Source organism: Sphingopyxis sp., assembly GCF_016463645.1.
Lineage (GTDB): Bacteria > Pseudomonadota > Alphaproteobacteria > Sphingomonadales > Sphingomonadaceae > Sphingopyxis.
The window spans coordinates 24,563-40,239 of record NZ_JAEMQX010000027.1; the positions used below are offsets into that span (position 1 = coordinate 24,563).

Below are 15,677 nucleotides of genomic sequence, written 5' to 3' on the forward strand. Positions count from 1 at the left end.
AGCGCGATGGACGCAACGCAATGGGCCGGGGTCTTCTCGTTCGGGCTTGCCGCGGCCGCCTGCCTGGTTGCCGGCTGCCGGCCCTGGCCGTTCCTGGCCATCGTCAATGCCGGCTTCGCGGCCGAATGCGCTCTTGGCTGGCGGCACGGTTTTCATGACCGGGCCGTTGCTGCGATGGGCGATCTCTATTCGGAGCGAACGCCGGCGCAGCTCTTGATGATGGTCGTGATCATGGGTCTCGCCGCGATCGGGCTCCTTCGGTTGCGAGACAGGTCCGGCACGCGCAGACATTCGGGTGCCGCGAAGGTCACACTTCTCAGCGCGACGCTTTTCCTGTTGGAAACCATTTCCTTGCATGGTGTGGACGCCCTGATCTACCGGCCAGCAACGGGGCTGCTTGTCATCGGCTGGCTGTGGCTGCTGCTTGGCGGTACGACAGTCGCCTGCGCGTGGCTGAACGTTCGACGCACGGGAGTTTTGCGTAAATGAAGCTGCTTTTCGCCTTGCCGGGTTTTCATCGCTACGACCGCGGCGCCGAAGTGGCCCTGCTCTCCGTTGCCGAGGCCATCGCGCGCGATGGCGACAGCGTGACGGTGATGGGATCGGGCGAAGCGCGGCCCGGCGCCGCTTACCGGTTTCGCAGCACGCCGTCGATCCGGCGAGAGCGGTTCGAACATTTCCCGACTTTCCCGCCGCTTCGCAGCGAGACCGCCTGGGAGGACGCGAGTTTCGTGCCCGGGCTCCTCGCGGCGTACCGCCCGCAGGATTATGACGCGGTTGTAACCTGCTCCTTCCCTTTCACTCACTGGGCGTTGCGCAGGCCCGCGCCGAGGAAACCGCTACAGATATTCGTGACCCAGAATGGCGACTGGCCGGCCTACGCGTCGAATTCCGAATATCGTAGCTTTTCCTGCGACGGTCTGGTTTGCACCAACCCCGATTACCTCGAGCGCAATAGCGCGCGCTGGAATTGCGCCCTGATTCCCAATGGCGTCGATCTCGCGCGCTTCAGTCCCGGTGCCGCCGAGCGCGAGCGCTTCGGTTTGCCCGAAGATCGCCCGATTGTCCTGATGGTCAGCGCCTTCATCGCGACCAAACGCGTGCTCGACGGCATTCGGGCGGTCGCGCAGCTCGACGATGCCTATCTGGTGGTTGCGGGCGACGGACCGCTCCGCGACGACGGCGAGGCGCTGGCTGCCGAACTGCTTCCGGGACGCTTCAGGCGGCTCAGCCTCGCGGCCGCTGACATGCCCGCTCTCTACCGTTCGGCCGACGTGTTTCTCCACATGTCGCTTCTCGAATCCTTCGGAAACGTCTTCATCGAAGCCTGGGCGAGTGGCCTGCCGGTCATCGGTCACGATACCGAGCGCCTGCGATGGATTCTCGGCGCCGAATCGCAGCTGCTCTGCGACACGGAAGATCCTGCGGCGCTGCTCGGCATGCTTCGCGCCGGCCTCGCGCGGGGCGCGGCCCGTACCGGGAAGGCACGAGGTATCGAGCGATATTCCTGGTCGGTGATTGCGGGCCAGTATCGCGAGTTTATCGCGCGCCTGCTCGCGGACAGGGCATCAGTTCGCTAGCGCGCGAAAATAGTCGATCGTACGCACGAGCCCGTCGCGAAGCGCGATCGCGGGCTCCCAGCCGAGTTCGGCCCGCGCGAGCGAGATGTCGGGCTTGCGCTGTGTCGGATCGTCCGACGGCAGCGGCAGCCGCACCAGCTTCGAGCGTGATCCGGTCAATTCGATTACCAGCTCGGCAAGTTCGAGAATGGTGAATTCGACCGGGTTGCCGATATTTACCGGGCCGGTGAAGCCGTCGCGCGAGTCCATGAGGCGCAGAAGGCCTTCGACCAGGTCATCGACATAACAGAAGCTGCGCGTTTGCGAGCCGTCGCCGAAGATCGTTATGTCTTCGCCGCGGAGCGCCTGCATGATGAAGTTCGAAACCACGCGTCCGTCGGCAGGATGCATGCGCGGACCATAGGTGTTGAAGATCCGCGCCACTTTGACATCGAGGCCATGTTGACGATGATAGTCGAAGAACAAGGTTTCGGCGCAGCGCTTGCCTTCGTCGTAGCAACTGCGCAGACCGATCGGATTGACATTGCCCCAGTAGCTTTCGGTCTGCGGATGCTGCGTCGGGTCGCCATACACCTCGCTCGTCGATGCCTGCAGGATCGGAATCTTCACCCTTTTTGCAAGACCCAGCATGTTGATCGACCCGATCACGGACACTTTCGTGGTTTGCACCGGATCGTGCTGATAGTGGATCGGCGATGCCGGACAGGCGAGGTTGAAGATGGCGTCGACCTCGACGAACAACGGCAGGCAGATATCGTGACGCAGGAACTCGAAGCGCGGGTGCCCGAGCAGGTGCGCGACATTGGCCTTCGCGCCTGTAAACAGATTGTCGACGCATAGCACTTCGTTGCCCGCCGCAATCAGGCGATCGATCAGATGTGATCCGACGAATCCCGCGCCACCCGTCACCATCACCCTGCGGGCCGAAAAATATTCGCGCGCCATATCAGTTTTACCCCCAATCCGCTGCGCTATCCCTAAACGGAGCACCGGCCATTGCAAAGCGCCCAATGTTCCTGGTGGCAATATGGGACATTCGTGCTCGCCAAACTTGCCGCCACCTCAGGATCGGGTAGAGGCACAAGCAGCAATGTTGGAACTTCTCGCCTGGCTTGTCGCCCTGTCGCTCGCGGCGCCGCTCGCCTATCTCGGCGTCGAACTCTTTCTCGGGCTGCGTCCGCTCCCCGCACAGCCTCAGCATGCCGCGCCAACGCGCATCTGTCTGCTCGTTGCGGCGCATAATGAAGTTGCGGGGATTGCCGCGACGGTCGAGGCACTGACCGCAGTGGCGCCCGGAGCGCGAATCCTCGTCGTTGCGGATAATTGCGATGACGGGACCGCGACGGAAGCACGAAAGGCCGGCGCGGATGTCGTCGAGCGCAACGATCCCGGTCGCCGCGGCAAGGGTTTCGCACTGGCTTTCGGGCGCGAAGAGCTCGCCGGCAGTCCGCCCGACGTCGTGATCGTCGTCGATGCAGATTGCCGGCTGGGGGAGGGCAGCGCCGAACGGCTGGCGGCGCGGGCCATGGCCTGCGGGCGCGCCGTCCAGGCCGCGAACCTCCTCACCGCCGAAAAAAATGTTTCCCCGCTCGTCGAGGTGTCGAACTTCGCGATGCTCGTCAAAAATCTCATACGCGCCCGCGGGCTGGTCCGACTTGGCGGCGGCGCACTGCTCTTCGGTACCGGAATGGCTTTCCCCTGGTCGCTGTTCGTCACGCTCCCGCTGGCCACCGGAGACGCGGTCGAAGACCTTAATCTCGGCTTGTGGCTCGCGCGGCAGGGAACCGGGATCGAGCTCGATGACCAAGCCCTCGTGACGAGTCCCGCCGCACCGCTTGCCGACAGCCATGCGCAGCGCAGCCGCTGGGAACACGGTTTCCTGAGGACGGCGGTCACGCAGGGCGTGCCGATGCTGTTTCGCGGCGTTGCGACGGCGTCGCGTCATGTCGTGGCGCTCGGCGCCCACCTGCTGGTGCCGCCGCTCGCACTTCTGATGCTGCTGTCGATCCCGGGGCTTGCCCTGCTCGCGGCCGTGGGGGCGTTGTCAGGCAGTTGGGCTCAGCTTTTGCTGGCGAGTGCGGCGTTCGGATTCGCGGCCGCCGCTCTCCTCGCGTCGTGGTGGAGCCATGGACGCGGCATTCTTCCCCTCGGGGCGCTGCTGCGCATTCCGGTCTACATTCTCTGGAAAATCCCGATCTATATCGGCTTCTTCACGCGCAATCAGAAGGCGTGGAACCGGACTAGACGGGAAGACGAGCGACGTTGATCTTCCGTTCCTGCTGCCACTGTTGCCAGAGAATGAAGATTCTCGGTCCCTCGAGAAGATAGCGGCGCCACAGACGCTGCGGTTCGCTGAGCAATCGGAACAGCCATTCGAAACCGGTGCGGCGCATCCATACGGGTGCACGGTTCTTCGCTCCGGTCAGGAACTCGAGGGACGCCCCGATGCACAGGGCCACGCCGCGCGCGCGGCCGCGCTGGTTTATTTCGGCGCAGACCATTTCACTCTGCGGCGCGCCGACCGCAAGGAAAACGACGTCGGCCGCCGCCGCTTCCACGAACTCCGCAATCGCCGTGCGCGCGGCGGGATCGTGCCGGATGCCCATCGGCGGAGTGAAAAAGGTCCATTCGAACCGCGGAAAAAGCGCGGCGAGGTCGCCATGAATTTGCTCGTCACCGCCGACGACGGCGATCTTTGCGGAGGGAAGCGCGGCCACGAGCAGGTCGCGCGTCAGGTCGCTGCCCGTTACCACCGGAAGATTGATCCCCGACCAGCGCGCCAGCCTCGCGAGGTTCCGGCTGTCGCAAAGGCACAACTCGGCATTGCGATATGCCATGGCCAATGCCGGATCGTTCAGGCGATCGAGTTGCACGACATGATCGACGTTCGGCGTCACGATATAGGAAAAGCGGTTCCCGCGGGCGAGTGCCACGATTTTTCTGGCGGCGGCCAGCGCATCGAGGCGGTCGAAGTCGAGCCCCATAAAAGCGTATCGCAAGGCGTCAGACTGTTTCATCGACCGCGCGCAGCCATCGCCATCGTCGTATCCGAGCGTACGATATGGACCTCATCGCCCGTCTTGGCGGCGGCGAACAGCAGGCGCGCAAACTCGGTCGGCAGGCCGATGCAGCCATGCGTAGCGCGGCGGCTCGACATCGGGCTGCCGTGCAACGCGACACCGGTATCGGTGATGAAGAGCGAGTAAGGCATGGGCGCGTCGTAGGAGCGCGAGTGATAATCGCGTTGTTTTGAGAGGATCGGAAAACGGCCGAGCGGAGACTTCATCGTCTCCGCGCCGTAAACGATCACCGCGGTGCCAATTTCGTGACCACCCCGAAACACCGACAAGATCTGCGTGCGCAAGTCGACCCAGACCGTAAGCTGGCCCGGCGGGACGCCATCCTCGTTCCAGTCATAATCGCCGTGGCTCATTCGTTTCGGAGTTCTCAGCAAAGACTTCGTGCCTGCCGGCAACAGACCATATTGCTGCCCGCGGCTCCGTTCGGCCGGCGAGAGATAGTCGCGCGCCGGGTTGCCTGCGGGTGTGGGGCGGGTTGCGCCGGTGGTGATCGCACCAGTCGCCTTGTCTGCGAACGCAACGGGCAAGGCATCGTCCCCGATGGCAATGCCCGCGACGGCGGCAACGGCGATCGAGAGCGTGGCGATCAGGCCGGCGCGCATTGCGGTGCGCCCGGCTTGCCTTTCGTTCCGGGCCTTCTGCGGCGCCGAAGGGCGGCGGCGCACAACCCCAGACCCAAGAGCATGGAGGCCCAGGTCCCGGGCTCAGGAACCGCGGCAACCGGCGGCACGCCCGGAGTCGTCGGATCTATGGGCGTGACCGAGGTTCCGGGTGGAACGACGGTGCTGATCCCGCCGGGAAATCCCGGCAAGCCGCCGTCTGATCCCGCAGGCGTGCCGCCTGTGTCGCCAAGGGGCAAAAGACCGGTGGGAATCGGGTCGGTGAGGGCGATCGGGCCGGGCGTCTGGGACAATTCGTTTATCGACTCTTCGGGAGGCGTGTCGAATATCTTGCCGAGCGCGCGCTGTTCGGGCTCGCCGCCGTTGCCGCGGCGTCCGAGCAGCCTGTCGGCGATCTTGCGCGCCTTGCCCTTGAGAATGTCCGTCTCGCCACGCTCTCCGGGGGAACGTTCGGTAAAACGGTCGAGTGCGTCGATCGACTGTGCGAGCACGCTTCCGCCGTCGCCGCTTAGCGCGGGAATGGTGACCGACATGAGGGCGAGCAGAAGCATCGCGATCGCCGCCGCGCCAACCCGCATTTTCGAGCGAAAAAAGGATAGAATGCCCGTCACATCGGACGAGTAGCGGATTTATTACATAGAGTGAAGATAAATGTTATGGTTACCGCGCGTTATCTGTCCCGTTGGGGAACAGATCCTGCGGAAACCGGGGGATGTACGGCACAGACGGGCCATTGCGATCCCGTGCCGGAAAATGAAAGAAATTCGTTTTATTCTATATATTTATAGCGATTTCCCAAGAGGGTGGGCGCCGCGATCGGTAGCGTAATCGACCCGGTCCCTTCCATCGTTCAAATATCGATGACCGGCTGCGGACGGGAATCCGGCAGGCGCCGGTTGCGCATGTTTTCTTATGTCAGGTTATCGGCCGTGCGACCTTCCGCCGGTCATTTCAGCCGTAAATGCCCTGAAGGCTATCGCGGCCGCGTTCGCCGCGGGCCGCGTTCGGCGTGTGCCGCAGCTTTGCGGGGCGACAAGGTCGGACGGGACTTGTCGCGAGATATGCACGGGGCAGCGTGCGGCCCGGCGCAACGGCCGGAAGAAGTGCAATTCGACCTTGATAATAAGACTTTATTAACCGAGTGCGCCGACACAGAGCTCATGGTCATTTCGGCGTATCTTCAAGCACCGGACGCGTCTTCCGGAAAAAGGCGCGCCGCGCGGCGCAAGCTGCAGCTGGAAGTCCGGGGCGCACATGCGGCCGACGATGTAACCGTCAGAATTCATAATATCTCACTGACGGGTATGCTCATCGAATGCGATGCTCCGCTTGCGGTCGCTGATATGATCGACGTCGAGCTCCCGCATGTGGGCATTGTTACGACCAAGCTCGTCTGGACAAGCGGCCAGCTTTACGGCTGTGAATTCGAGTCGCCGATATCTCCCGCAGCCTTGGCAGCTGCGCAACTGCGCGGCGCCGCCGCTCCGGTGATGACGGACGAAGCCGAACTTCAGCACGAAGCCATTTCAACGCACGGCGCGTTCGATCGATTCGGCGCCAATCTCAAACGCCTGCGAATTGCCAAAGGCCTCAGTCAGGCTGATGTGGCGGCGACGCTCGACGTAAGTGCGCCCTCGGTTTCAGGCTGGGAGAGCGGGCGCGCTCGACCCAAGCCCGATCGCATGACGGCGCTTGCAGCTCTGCTGGACGTCTCCGTTTCGCAACTGATCGTCGATATTGCCGCCGAGCCCTATGATGAGTTGATTCGTGAAGGTCGCGAACGCATCGCGCGGGCGACCGGCGCATCGCCCGAGAAAATCCGCATCTACATAGAGGTCTAGGGCTGCTCCGTTGAGGGCGTCGGCGCAAGCCGGCGGTCAGCGTGATCAGCCGATCCGGCCTTCCACGGTGATCGCATCCGGCCCGGTGGCGCCGTCCAGGGGCGTTTGCGGCGTGCGGGCCGTCAGGCGTCGTCCCAGCGAAATCCAGCGCCGCTCGTAGTGGAAGGTCGAGAGGTGCGCGCAGGCGACTGTCACCGCGATCAGCAAAGGACGTTTCAGATATTTGATCAGCGTGTCACCGGCCCCCAGCCAGCTGTTCGCGAAAATTCCGTGGAAGACATAGAGTGCGTAGGAAGTCTGCGCCACATATGTGACGACGCGCTTCTGACATAACTCGTGGAGCCACCGAGGCGCGTTATAAAGCGATGCGCCCACCATGAGTGCCGACAGATAGGGACGCAGATAGGGCAGGAAACCCGTCCGCAGGTCGGCGCTTGCCAACAGGAGGGGGAAAATCAGCAACGGGCTGGGCATCGCGACCAGCCTGCGAACGCGTTCGCCCAGCCAGCCCTCGTAGATCAGGGCCAACGTCGCGCCCGCGAGAATCTCGTCGATCCGGAACCATGTCACGATGGACATGGGCTGTTGCCAGTAGATGCGCGCAACAGTGATTGCCACGCAAAGTAAGGGAATGAGGAGCAGTGAGCGTCTTCCCCCGATGGCGACCAGCAAGGCGATCGTCAGATAGAACTGGACCTCGATGCACAGGCTCCAGAAATGTGCACCGGGCGGAATCAGCGTCGAGGGCGGAAGATTTGCCGCGAACAGCAGGTTGCCGATGATCTGGTCCATGCTGGCACCGCCCGAAACGGCAAAGGCCAGCAGCATGCCCAGCCAGGCCAGCGGCACGATACGAAGAAGCCGGCGCACGAGAAACCGCCGGATGTCACCGTCCTCGATCAGGAACCGGGTAATCAGGAAGCCGGACAGGGTAAAGAATATCACCATCCCCGTTGCGGCCACAGGCGCATTGAGTCGCCAGCTACCGGGACCCAGGGGCAGGAGATGTCCGGCCAGCACAAATGCGATACTCAGCGCCCGCCAGCCGTCGAGGAGTGGCAAATGTCGGGACGACGCGGGCCTGGCCTCCCACGATGACTGCATCAGGCTTCCCCCCAAAGGCTAGCAATCGGCGGAAACTACGATGTTTTGCGGAACTGTCTAGCGCAATGGTCCGAATGTGCGGCGCGATAGCAGAACGGCGTTGGCCGGTTCGTTGATCCGGCGGATTTTGTCGAAGATACTGAAGGGAAGGGGTGACGCGTCGAACATAACCTTCTGGTCTCTCATCAACTGGATGAGTTAGCCGTATTGCTCACGTGGCTTGCGAGGAGAAAACACCTTGGCCATTCGACGGCGACGATCGGCTCCGGATACCGTCGTCTTTCATCCAGCCGCAGCGAGGTTCCGATCTCTCCATCCCGTGATCCTTCCCGAGCTTCTCCGCAGCGGGAGCGGGGCGAAGTCGAGATCTGGCATGAAGATCCGATAATATATATTATGTTAAATAAAGAGGGTGCAGGATTGAGGGAACACCCTCAGGTCACAGCCTGCCATGTGCGAATGACCAGAAACACCAGCCCGAAGATCGCGACCCACGCGAGCGCCATCTTTATCCAGTCAGCCATCGGCAAGCGCCGCGCGAGCAACGAACTCAGCACCAGCGCAAACGCGCCGGCAAACCAGAGAATCTGGACCGTCGTGTCACCGGTCATAGCTGCACCTCCAGCCCGTCGTAGCCGGGCTCGACGCCCGGCGGCAATTCGGCCGCAAGATCGTCATAATCCATCGTATTGTCCATATGCGTGATGATCGCGCGCGGGCTGCCGATCTTGGCCAGACCTTCAAGCGTCATCGCGAGATGCGGATGCGTGGGGTGCGGATAGCGGCGCAGCGCGTCGATAACGAACAGGTCAATGCCTTGGAAGAAATCGACCATCTCATCCGTAAATTTCGAGAAATCAGTCGCATAGGCGATCCTGTGCGCACCGTCGCTGAAGATCAGCCCGGTCGCCTTGATCGGCCCGTGCGGCATTTCGATCGCCGACACTTCGATCGGACCGATCGACTGATGATCGTGAAGGTCGATCGGATCGACCGACGCCGGATAGCCGGCGTTTCCGGCAAAGGCATAAGTGAAGCGCCACTTCAATATGTCGAGCACATGGTCGCGTGCATAGACCGGCACCGCCGACCGGCGCAGATGCATGACTTGCCGCAGGTCGTCGAGCCCGTGGGTATGGTCGGCATGCTCGTGCGTCCAGATGACGGCATCGATCTCGCCGACCCCCGCGTCGAGGAGCTGCAGCCGCATGTCGGGGCTTGTGTCGACGAGGATGCGAAAGCCGCCGAGCGACACCATGATCGACGCCCGGCTACGCAGGTTACGCGGATTGTCGGGGTCGCACGCGCCCCAGTCGTTACCGATCCGCGGAACGCCCGAAGATGTGCCGCACCCAAGGATCCGCAGTTTCATGCAGCGCCCGACGTCATGGCGCCGCCTTGTTGAAAAGGGTATAGAAATTGGTGCTTGTGGCGGCCGCGAGGACGTCCCGGTCGTCGTCCCGCAGATCGGCGAGAAAGGCGAGCGTATCGGCGACGAACGCCGGCTCGCCGGTCTTGCCGCGGTGCGGGACGGGGGCGAGGAAGGGCGAGTCGGTCTCGATCAGCAACCGGTCCTGCGGCAACCATTTGGCGGTCGCCTGCAGATCGGCGGCGTTCCTGAAAGTGACGATGCCGGAGATCGAGATATAGAGCCCAAGGTCGAGCGCCTTGCGGGCAAAATCGTCGCTCGCGGTGAAGCAATGGATGACGCCGGGAAAAGCCGCCTTCCCCATTTCTTCGCCGAGCAGCGTCAGCGTATCCTCTTCGGCATCGCGGGTGTGGACGATGATCGGCAACCCCGTCTGCTGCGACGCGTGGATGTGGCGACGAAAGCTGTCCTGCTGCCGCACCCGGTCGCTCTTGTCGTAATAATAGTCGAGACCGGTTTCGCCGATGCCGATCACGCGCGGGTGCGTGGCGCGCTCGACCAGCCTGGCGGTGTCGACCTCGGGATGATGATCGGCATCGTGCGGGTGGATGCCGACGCTCGCCCAGACGTCGTCATTTGCTTCGGCCGCCGCGAGCACATCGTCCCATTCGCTTTCGCGCGTCGCGATGTTGAGCATCGCGGTCACGCCCTTCTCTCTCGCGCGCGCCAGCACCTCGCCCTGCTGCTCGGCAAGCCCCTTGTAATTGAGGTGGCAATGCGAATCGACGAGCATCAGGCCTCCCCTTCCCCTTTTTCTTCGGGGAGTTCGAGGCGGGGGAAAATCGGCACCGGCTGGCCGACCGTGAAGCCGCTGGCGGCAAGCTGTCCGAACCATTGCTTGTCGGCGAGCGCCGCATGGTCGCGCGCATCATCGGCGATGCCCATCTGTTCGAGCAGCTTGTCGGCGGCTGCCGGCACGACGGGACGGATCGCGATCGCGAGCGTCCGCACCGCCTGGAACAATGTCATCAGCACCGCGCGCATCCGTTCGGGATCGGTCTTGCGCAGCGCCCAAGGCGCCTGCGTGTCGACATATTGATTGCAGGCGAAGACGGCGCGGATCCAGTCCTCGATGCCGACCGAGAAGGCGAGCTGTTCAAATTCGCGCGGCAGGCGCTCGGTCGCCATCGCATCGAGGTCGGCAAGCAGGTCGATATCGTTCTGCGCAGACGCATAATCGGCCGAAAGTTTTCCATCCAGGTTTTTGAAAATCATCGACAAGCTGCGCTGGGCCAGATTGCCGAAGCTGTTCGCAAGATCCGCATTGGCGGTGCGCACGATCGCCTCGGCCGAATAGCTGCCGTCTTGTCCGAAGCTCACTTCGCGCAGCAGATAATAGCGCAGCGCGTCAACGCCGAAGCGTTCGGCGAGCTGCATCGGATCGACGACATTGCCGAGCGACTTCGACATCTTCTCGCCGCGGTTGAGCAGGAAGCCGTGGCCGAAGACCTGCCTGGGCAGCGGCAGGTTGGCGCTCATCAGGAAAGCCGGCCAGTAAACCGCATGAAAACGCACGATATCCTTGCCGATCATATGGATATTCGCCGGCCAGAACTTGCCGAAATCGCTCGCCGGGTCGGGATAGCCGAGCCCCGAGAGATAGGTGGTGAGCGCGTCGACCCATACATACATGACATGGCCCGGCGAACCCGGCACCGGCACGCCCCAGTCGAAGCTGGTGCGCGAGACGCTGAGATCCTTGAGCCCGCCCTCGACGAAGCGCAATACCTCGTTGCGACGGCTTTCGGGACGGATGAAATCGGGCTGGTCGTTATAGAGCGCGAGCAGCCTGTCCTGATAGTTCGACAGGCGGAAGAACCAGCTTTCCTCGACGGTCCATTCGACCGGCGTGTTCTGTGGCGAAAGGCGTACGCCCCCTTCCCCGTCGGTCAGTTCGCTTTCGTCGTAAAAAGCTTCGTCGCGAACCGAATACCAGCCTTCGTAACGATCGAGGTAGAGGTCGCCATTGGCCTCCATCGCCTTCCAGATCGCCTGCGATGCGGCGTGATGCGCCGCATCCGAGGTGCGCATGAAATTATCGTAGCTGATGTTCAGCTCGGCATACATCTCACGGAAATATCCCGACATTTCATCAGCGAGATCGATCGTCGCGCGGCCCTGGTCGCGTGCGGTCTGGAACATCTTCAGACCATGTTCGTCGGTGCCGGTGATCAACCGCACGTCGCGGCCGCGTGCGCGCTGGAAACGGGCCATGACATCGGTCGCGATAGCTTCATAGGCATGGCCGATATGCGGGCGTCCATTGGGATAGCTGATCGCTGTGGTGATATAGAAGGGGTCGTTGTTTTCGGACATGCGCGCGCCTTAGCCGCTGGCGCGCGCGAGGGGAAGCGTCAGCGCGCGACCTGTCCAGCCGATTGTCCCTGGCGTGGCGCGAGTTCGGCGAGGCAGTTGCCGATTTCAAAGCCGACCATCGCGCCGTCGTACGAGCCGCGAATCGCGTCGCGGACGGTCCGCTGGACGCGCTCCCACCGGGCAAGCACCGGAGCGATCTCGGCAACCGGGCGCTCGCGTGCGATCCGGGCAAGCAGGCCGGGCACGATATCGATCACCAGCTCGAGGCGAGCGCGATTGCTTGTCCCTCCGACCTCGCGCGCGAGCGCCTCGCGCAACCGGTTTTCGGGATCCCCCGAACTGGCGATGGCGAGCAGCTTCTTTTCCATCGCCGCAACGTCGCTGTCGATCAGCGCGAGCGCCTTGCCGGGCACGCCTCCCGACGCGGCAACAATCGCGCGTACGTCGGCAAGGTCGAGCATCGGGCGAAGCTCGTGGAGCCACGACGTCATGACGTCAGGGGCAATTGGTTGAAAACGAAGCATTCTGCATCGCGACCGGATCGTAGGAAGCAAGCGTCCCGGCGAGTGGCTGACGAGCAGAAAGAGCGTTTTGGCCGGAGGTTCCTCGAGTGTCTTGAGCAGAGCATTGGCACCGTCGGTCTCAAGATCGTCGACCGCGTCGACGATGATCACGCGCCATTCGCCGAGCGACAGCGAGAGGTGCAGCCGCCGGATCATCTGGCGCACCTGTTCGATCGTGATGTTGCGCGCAAGTTCCTTCGCCTTGTCCTTCGGCTGGCGTGCGAGGCGAAGGATTTCGGGATGGTTGCCGGCCTCGACGAGGCGGTTCGCCGCCTCGTCGCCGCGATCGTCGAGCGAAGCGGCGTACCCGCCGGCGCCATGCGTCACGAGGAAGCGGGCGACCCGTTCGGCAAAGGCGCCCTTCCCCATCCCCTGCGGTCCGGCGAGCAGCCAGGCGTGATGGAGCCGACCGCCCTGCCATGCCTCGACAAGGGCTTTCTCGGCGTCCAGATGTCCGATCATGGCAGCCATTCCGCAAGTCCGGAAAGGATCGCCGCCGTGACCCGATCGGCCGGCGCATCCGCCTCGATGATCCGCCAGCGTTCGGGTTCGGCTTCGGCCATTTCGGCGAAACGTGCGGCGAGCCGCGCCTGATAATCCGCGGGCTTGTTCCCCATCCGGTCGCTGCCGCCGCGTTCGGAAACGCGCCGTGCCGCCTCGCCGGCGCTGACGGTCAGCAGGAAGGTGCGGTCGGGGAGAAGTCCCTCCGAACCGAAACCGTGGAGCATCAGGAGATCGGCGTCGGTAATCCCGCCACCGCCGCCCTGATAGGCACGGCTCGAATCGACGAAGCGGTCGCAGAGCACCCACGCCCCGCGTGCGAGCGCCGGGCGGATCAGCCGGGCGACATGGTCGGCGCGCGCTGCTGCAAAGAGCAGTGCCTCGCTGCGTGCGTCCCAGCGTTCGTCGCTGCCTTCCATCAGCAGCGCGCGGATCGCTTCGGCGCCGTCGCTGCCGCCGGGTTCGCGCGTCGTGACAACGTCGACGCCCTGCACCGCGAGCGCCGCAGAAAGCGCCCGGATCTGCGTCGATTTACCGACCCCTTCGCCGCCTTCGAGCGTGATGAAGCGACCGCGCGTCATCGCGCTGGTCTGCGGCGGGAAAGAATGGAATGCCGTCGGTGCATGCTCTGGCGGTAGCCCGCCCGACAGGCTTTGTCATCTGCGCGTCGCGCTTGCCGCTCTGGATGCGCCGCCGTGCGCGTCTTGCGCGACGGCGGGAGCCTTGCCCGACGCAAACCCCCAACGCATCAGGCGGTCAGCTTCTTCTCGGCGCGCCTTTTCGCTCGTCATGCCCGCGACGACCATGATCAGGCGGCGTCCGTCGCGCTTTGCCGAGCCCAGAAGGCAATAGCCGGCTTCCGACGTATGTCCGGTCTTCAGCCCGTCGGCGCCGGCAACACTGCCGAGGATCGGATTGCGGTTCGCCTGGACGATCGGCTTGCCGTCGGGCGAAACGCCATGCCGGAATTTCGGAATCGAGAAATAGCGCGCATAACCATCGGGATGATCGCGGATAAGCCGGTCGGCGAGCAGGATGAGGTCTCCCGCGGTGACTTTGGTCGCACCGCCATCGGGCCAGCCGCTCGCTGTCCCGAAATTGCTCGACGACATCCCCAGCTTGGCCGCCATGCTATTCATTCGCTTGGTAAAAGCGCCCTCGCTGCCGTCGATCCCGACTGCCAGAGCCGTTGCAGCGTCATTTCCCGAGACCGTGATCAGGCCCTTCAGAAGATCGTCGACCGAAACCTTCTCTCCGGCACGCAGGAACATGCTCGAACTGCGCGGCCTTGCGCTCCATGTCTTCCAGGTCGCATCGTCGACGGTAAACAGCTTGTCGCGAGACAATTGACCCTTCTTGATCAGGTCGAGCACGATATAGGCGGTCATCACCTTGGTCATCGATGCCGGGGCAAAGCGCTTGCTCGCCCCGCGTGAAAAGAGAATTTGGCCCGAATCGAGGTCCTTGAGCATCACGATCGGAGCTTGTGTGACATAGGGGGCGTGGCTGGCCGATGCGTTTTTCGGGTGGTCGTCGCCCGCGACTGCCGCTGTCGCCGGAGAGGCCCAGGGCAGCGCCAGCAGGGCCAGCGCCGCAGCGCCTATCAAGGGCATGGCGGTTCCCTTCACGCGCCCGGCCTCAGCGATCGCGCCGGACCATGGCGTCGCGGAAGCCCTTGGTCCTTGCCGTACCGAGTGCGGCGCGCGCCTCGGCGTCGCTTGAGAACGGGCCGATGCGAACGTGCCACAAATTGCCGGCCTTCGTTACATGGCCGCCGACCGATTTCGCCGCGGCATCGGCCCGGCTTTCGCTGCTGAACGCGCCGACCTGAACCATGTATTTGCCGCCGGTCGTGGCCGGTGTGGCTTTCGCGGCGCTCGAAGGTTTCGCCGCTGGCATGGTCGTGGAGGGACCCTCGACGATGAAGCGATCGTCGCCCGGCTTGGCGCCCGCCGCGGCAATCGGCGCGGGAGAGGCCACGGTGGCCGTCGGCGGCGCGGATTTGGGTACCGGCAGTCCCTTCACCTTGTTGCGCAAGATCGCGAGCAGCGAGTCGGGCGTCGCGATCCGTTCGGGGACGGGTTTGCCGGTGCGAAGCTGCGCACGTTCGGCTGCCGGCGGATTGGTGCGGCGGACACGGACCGCGGCGACACCCTCGGTAAGTCCCAATTGCTCGGCGGCGCCGCGCGACAGGTCGATCAGCCGGTCGCCGACCATCGGGCCGCGGTCGTTGACGCGGACAAGGATTGTCCGTCCCGTGTCGAGCGCCGTGACCTCGACATAGCTTGGCAGGGGGAGCGTCCTGTGCGCCGCGCTGATCGCCGCAGGGTCGAAGATTTCGCCATTGGCGGTCGGTTTGCCCGCGAGTTCGTCGCCATACCCGCTTGCGTAGCCGACATCGTCGTAGTCGGGGATGTCCGCGGGCGTATAGGTCACGCCGCCGACGGTATAGGGATCGCCGATCTTCACCGGCACATCGGCTACGCCTGCGGTCGAAGCTGCGGGCGTCGGGCCTGCCGCCGGTCCGCCTTCGCGCTTGCCAGCCAAGCTGCCGCAACCGGCGAGCAATAACGCCGCCCCCGCCATCATGCCTCCGCCCCTAACGATCGATTTCATCCGCCAGCAACCCCACAGACAGTGCGT

At 63.7% G+C, this 15,677-nt stretch carries 17 protein-coding genes; 4 read left to right on the forward strand and 13 right to left on the reverse strand.

What is annotated here, in order from left to right; genetic code table 11:
* The first annotated feature begins 6 nt into the window (after positions 1–6).
* Both JHC57_RS08195 and JHC57_RS08200 read left to right on the forward strand, forming a co-directional pair.
* Positions 7–489, forward strand: coding sequence for a hypothetical protein (locus JHC57_RS08195; RefSeq protein ID WP_294029521.1), 483 nt, complete (start codon positions 7–9; stop codon positions 487–489).
* Positions 486–1,580, forward strand: a complete 1,095-nt coding sequence (locus JHC57_RS08200) for a glycosyltransferase family 4 protein (RefSeq protein WP_294029522.1) — start codon at positions 486–488, stop codon at positions 1,578–1,580. The genes JHC57_RS08195 and JHC57_RS08200 overlap by 4 nt, the downstream gene beginning before the upstream one ends.
* On the opposite strand, the gene JHC57_RS08205 is transcribed toward JHC57_RS08200, so the two are convergent.
* Positions 1,569–2,525: a UDP-glucuronic acid decarboxylase family protein gene (locus JHC57_RS08205; RefSeq protein ID WP_294029523.1), complete on the reverse strand. Its 957-nt coding sequence runs from the start codon at positions 2,523–2,525 to the stop codon at positions 1,569–1,571. The genes JHC57_RS08200 and JHC57_RS08205 overlap by 12 nt on opposite strands.
* A gap of 145 nt (positions 2,526–2,670) precedes the next feature.
* Here JHC57_RS08205 and JHC57_RS08210 point away from each other — a divergent pair, with 145 nt between their 5' ends.
* Positions 2,671–3,846 (forward strand): glycosyltransferase family 2 protein, encoded by a 1,176-nt coding sequence (locus tag JHC57_RS08210; RefSeq protein WP_294029524.1) that lies wholly within the window; start codon positions 2,671–2,673, stop codon positions 3,844–3,846.
* Here JHC57_RS08210 and JHC57_RS08215 read toward each other — a convergent pair.
* From JHC57_RS08215 to JHC57_RS08225, 3 genes are read right to left on the reverse strand one after another with little or no spacing between them, the layout of a single operon-like run.
* Positions 3,821–4,579, reverse strand: coding sequence for a WecB/TagA/CpsF family glycosyltransferase (locus JHC57_RS08215; protein WP_294029525.1), 759 nt, complete (start codon positions 4,577–4,579; stop codon positions 3,821–3,823). The genes JHC57_RS08210 and JHC57_RS08215 overlap by 26 nt on opposite strands.
* 14 nt (positions 4,580–4,593) lie before the next feature.
* Entirely contained in the window at positions 4,594–5,262 is a 669-nt protein-coding gene (locus JHC57_RS08220; protein WP_294029526.1) for a L,D-transpeptidase, read from the reverse strand.
* Positions 5,247–5,831 carry a PEPxxWA-CTERM sorting domain-containing protein gene (locus tag JHC57_RS08225; protein WP_294029527.1) on the reverse strand — a complete coding sequence of 195 codons (585 nt, stop codon included), beginning with the start codon at positions 5,829–5,831 and terminating at the stop codon, positions 5,247–5,249. The genes JHC57_RS08220 and JHC57_RS08225 overlap by 16 nt, the downstream gene beginning before the upstream one ends.
* Before the next feature lie 552 nt (positions 5,832–6,383).
* Between JHC57_RS08225 and JHC57_RS08230 the strand changes: the two genes are divergently transcribed.
* Positions 6,384–7,121, forward strand: a complete 738-nt coding sequence (locus tag JHC57_RS08230) for a helix-turn-helix domain-containing protein (protein WP_294029528.1) — start codon at positions 6,384–6,386, stop codon at positions 7,119–7,121.
* A gap of 45 nt (positions 7,122–7,166) precedes the next feature.
* On the opposite strand, the gene JHC57_RS08235 is transcribed toward JHC57_RS08230, so the two are convergent.
* The 9 genes from JHC57_RS08235 to JHC57_RS08275 form a co-directional block, all read right to left on the reverse strand.
* Positions 7,167–8,225: an acyltransferase gene (locus tag JHC57_RS08235; RefSeq protein WP_294029529.1), complete on the reverse strand. Its 1,059-nt coding sequence runs from the start codon at positions 8,223–8,225 to the stop codon at positions 7,167–7,169.
* A gap of 434 nt (positions 8,226–8,659) precedes the next feature.
* A complete protein-coding gene (locus JHC57_RS08240) occupies positions 8,660–8,836 on the reverse strand; it encodes a hypothetical protein (RefSeq protein ID WP_294029530.1) in 177 nt (58 codons plus the stop codon).
* A complete protein-coding gene (locus tag JHC57_RS08245; RefSeq protein WP_294029531.1) occupies positions 8,833–9,597 on the reverse strand; it encodes an MBL fold metallo-hydrolase in 765 nt (254 codons plus the stop codon). Before JHC57_RS08245 ends, JHC57_RS08240 begins: the two co-directional genes overlap by 4 nt.
* Positions 9,598–9,610: 13 nt before the next feature.
* A complete protein-coding gene (locus JHC57_RS08250; protein ID WP_294029532.1) occupies positions 9,611–10,387 on the reverse strand; it encodes a TatD family hydrolase in 777 nt (258 codons plus the stop codon).
* Positions 10,387–11,970 (reverse strand): methionine--tRNA ligase, encoded by a 1,584-nt coding sequence (metG, locus tag JHC57_RS08255; RefSeq protein ID WP_294029533.1) that lies wholly within the window; start codon positions 11,968–11,970, stop codon positions 10,387–10,389. Before metG ends, JHC57_RS08250 begins: the two co-directional genes overlap by 1 nt.
* A 38-nt stretch (positions 11,971–12,008) precedes the next feature.
* Positions 12,009–12,995 (reverse strand): DNA polymerase III subunit delta', encoded by a 987-nt coding sequence (locus tag JHC57_RS08260; protein ID WP_294029534.1) that lies wholly within the window; start codon positions 12,993–12,995, stop codon positions 12,009–12,011.
* Positions 12,992–13,615 carry a dTMP kinase gene (gene tmk, locus JHC57_RS08265; RefSeq protein WP_294029535.1) on the reverse strand — a complete coding sequence of 208 codons (624 nt, stop codon included), beginning with the start codon at positions 13,613–13,615 and terminating at the stop codon, positions 12,992–12,994. Before tmk ends, JHC57_RS08260 begins: the two co-directional genes overlap by 4 nt.
* Positions 13,616–13,690: 75 nt before the next feature.
* Positions 13,691–14,647 (reverse strand): D-alanyl-D-alanine carboxypeptidase family protein, encoded by a 957-nt coding sequence (locus tag JHC57_RS08270; RefSeq protein ID WP_294029536.1) that lies wholly within the window; start codon positions 14,645–14,647, stop codon positions 13,691–13,693.
* Between the two features lie 25 nt (positions 14,648–14,672).
* On the reverse strand, positions 14,673–15,677 hold a 1,005-nt coding region (locus tag JHC57_RS08275; RefSeq protein WP_366928535.1), incomplete at its 5' end, for a septal ring lytic transglycosylase RlpA family protein.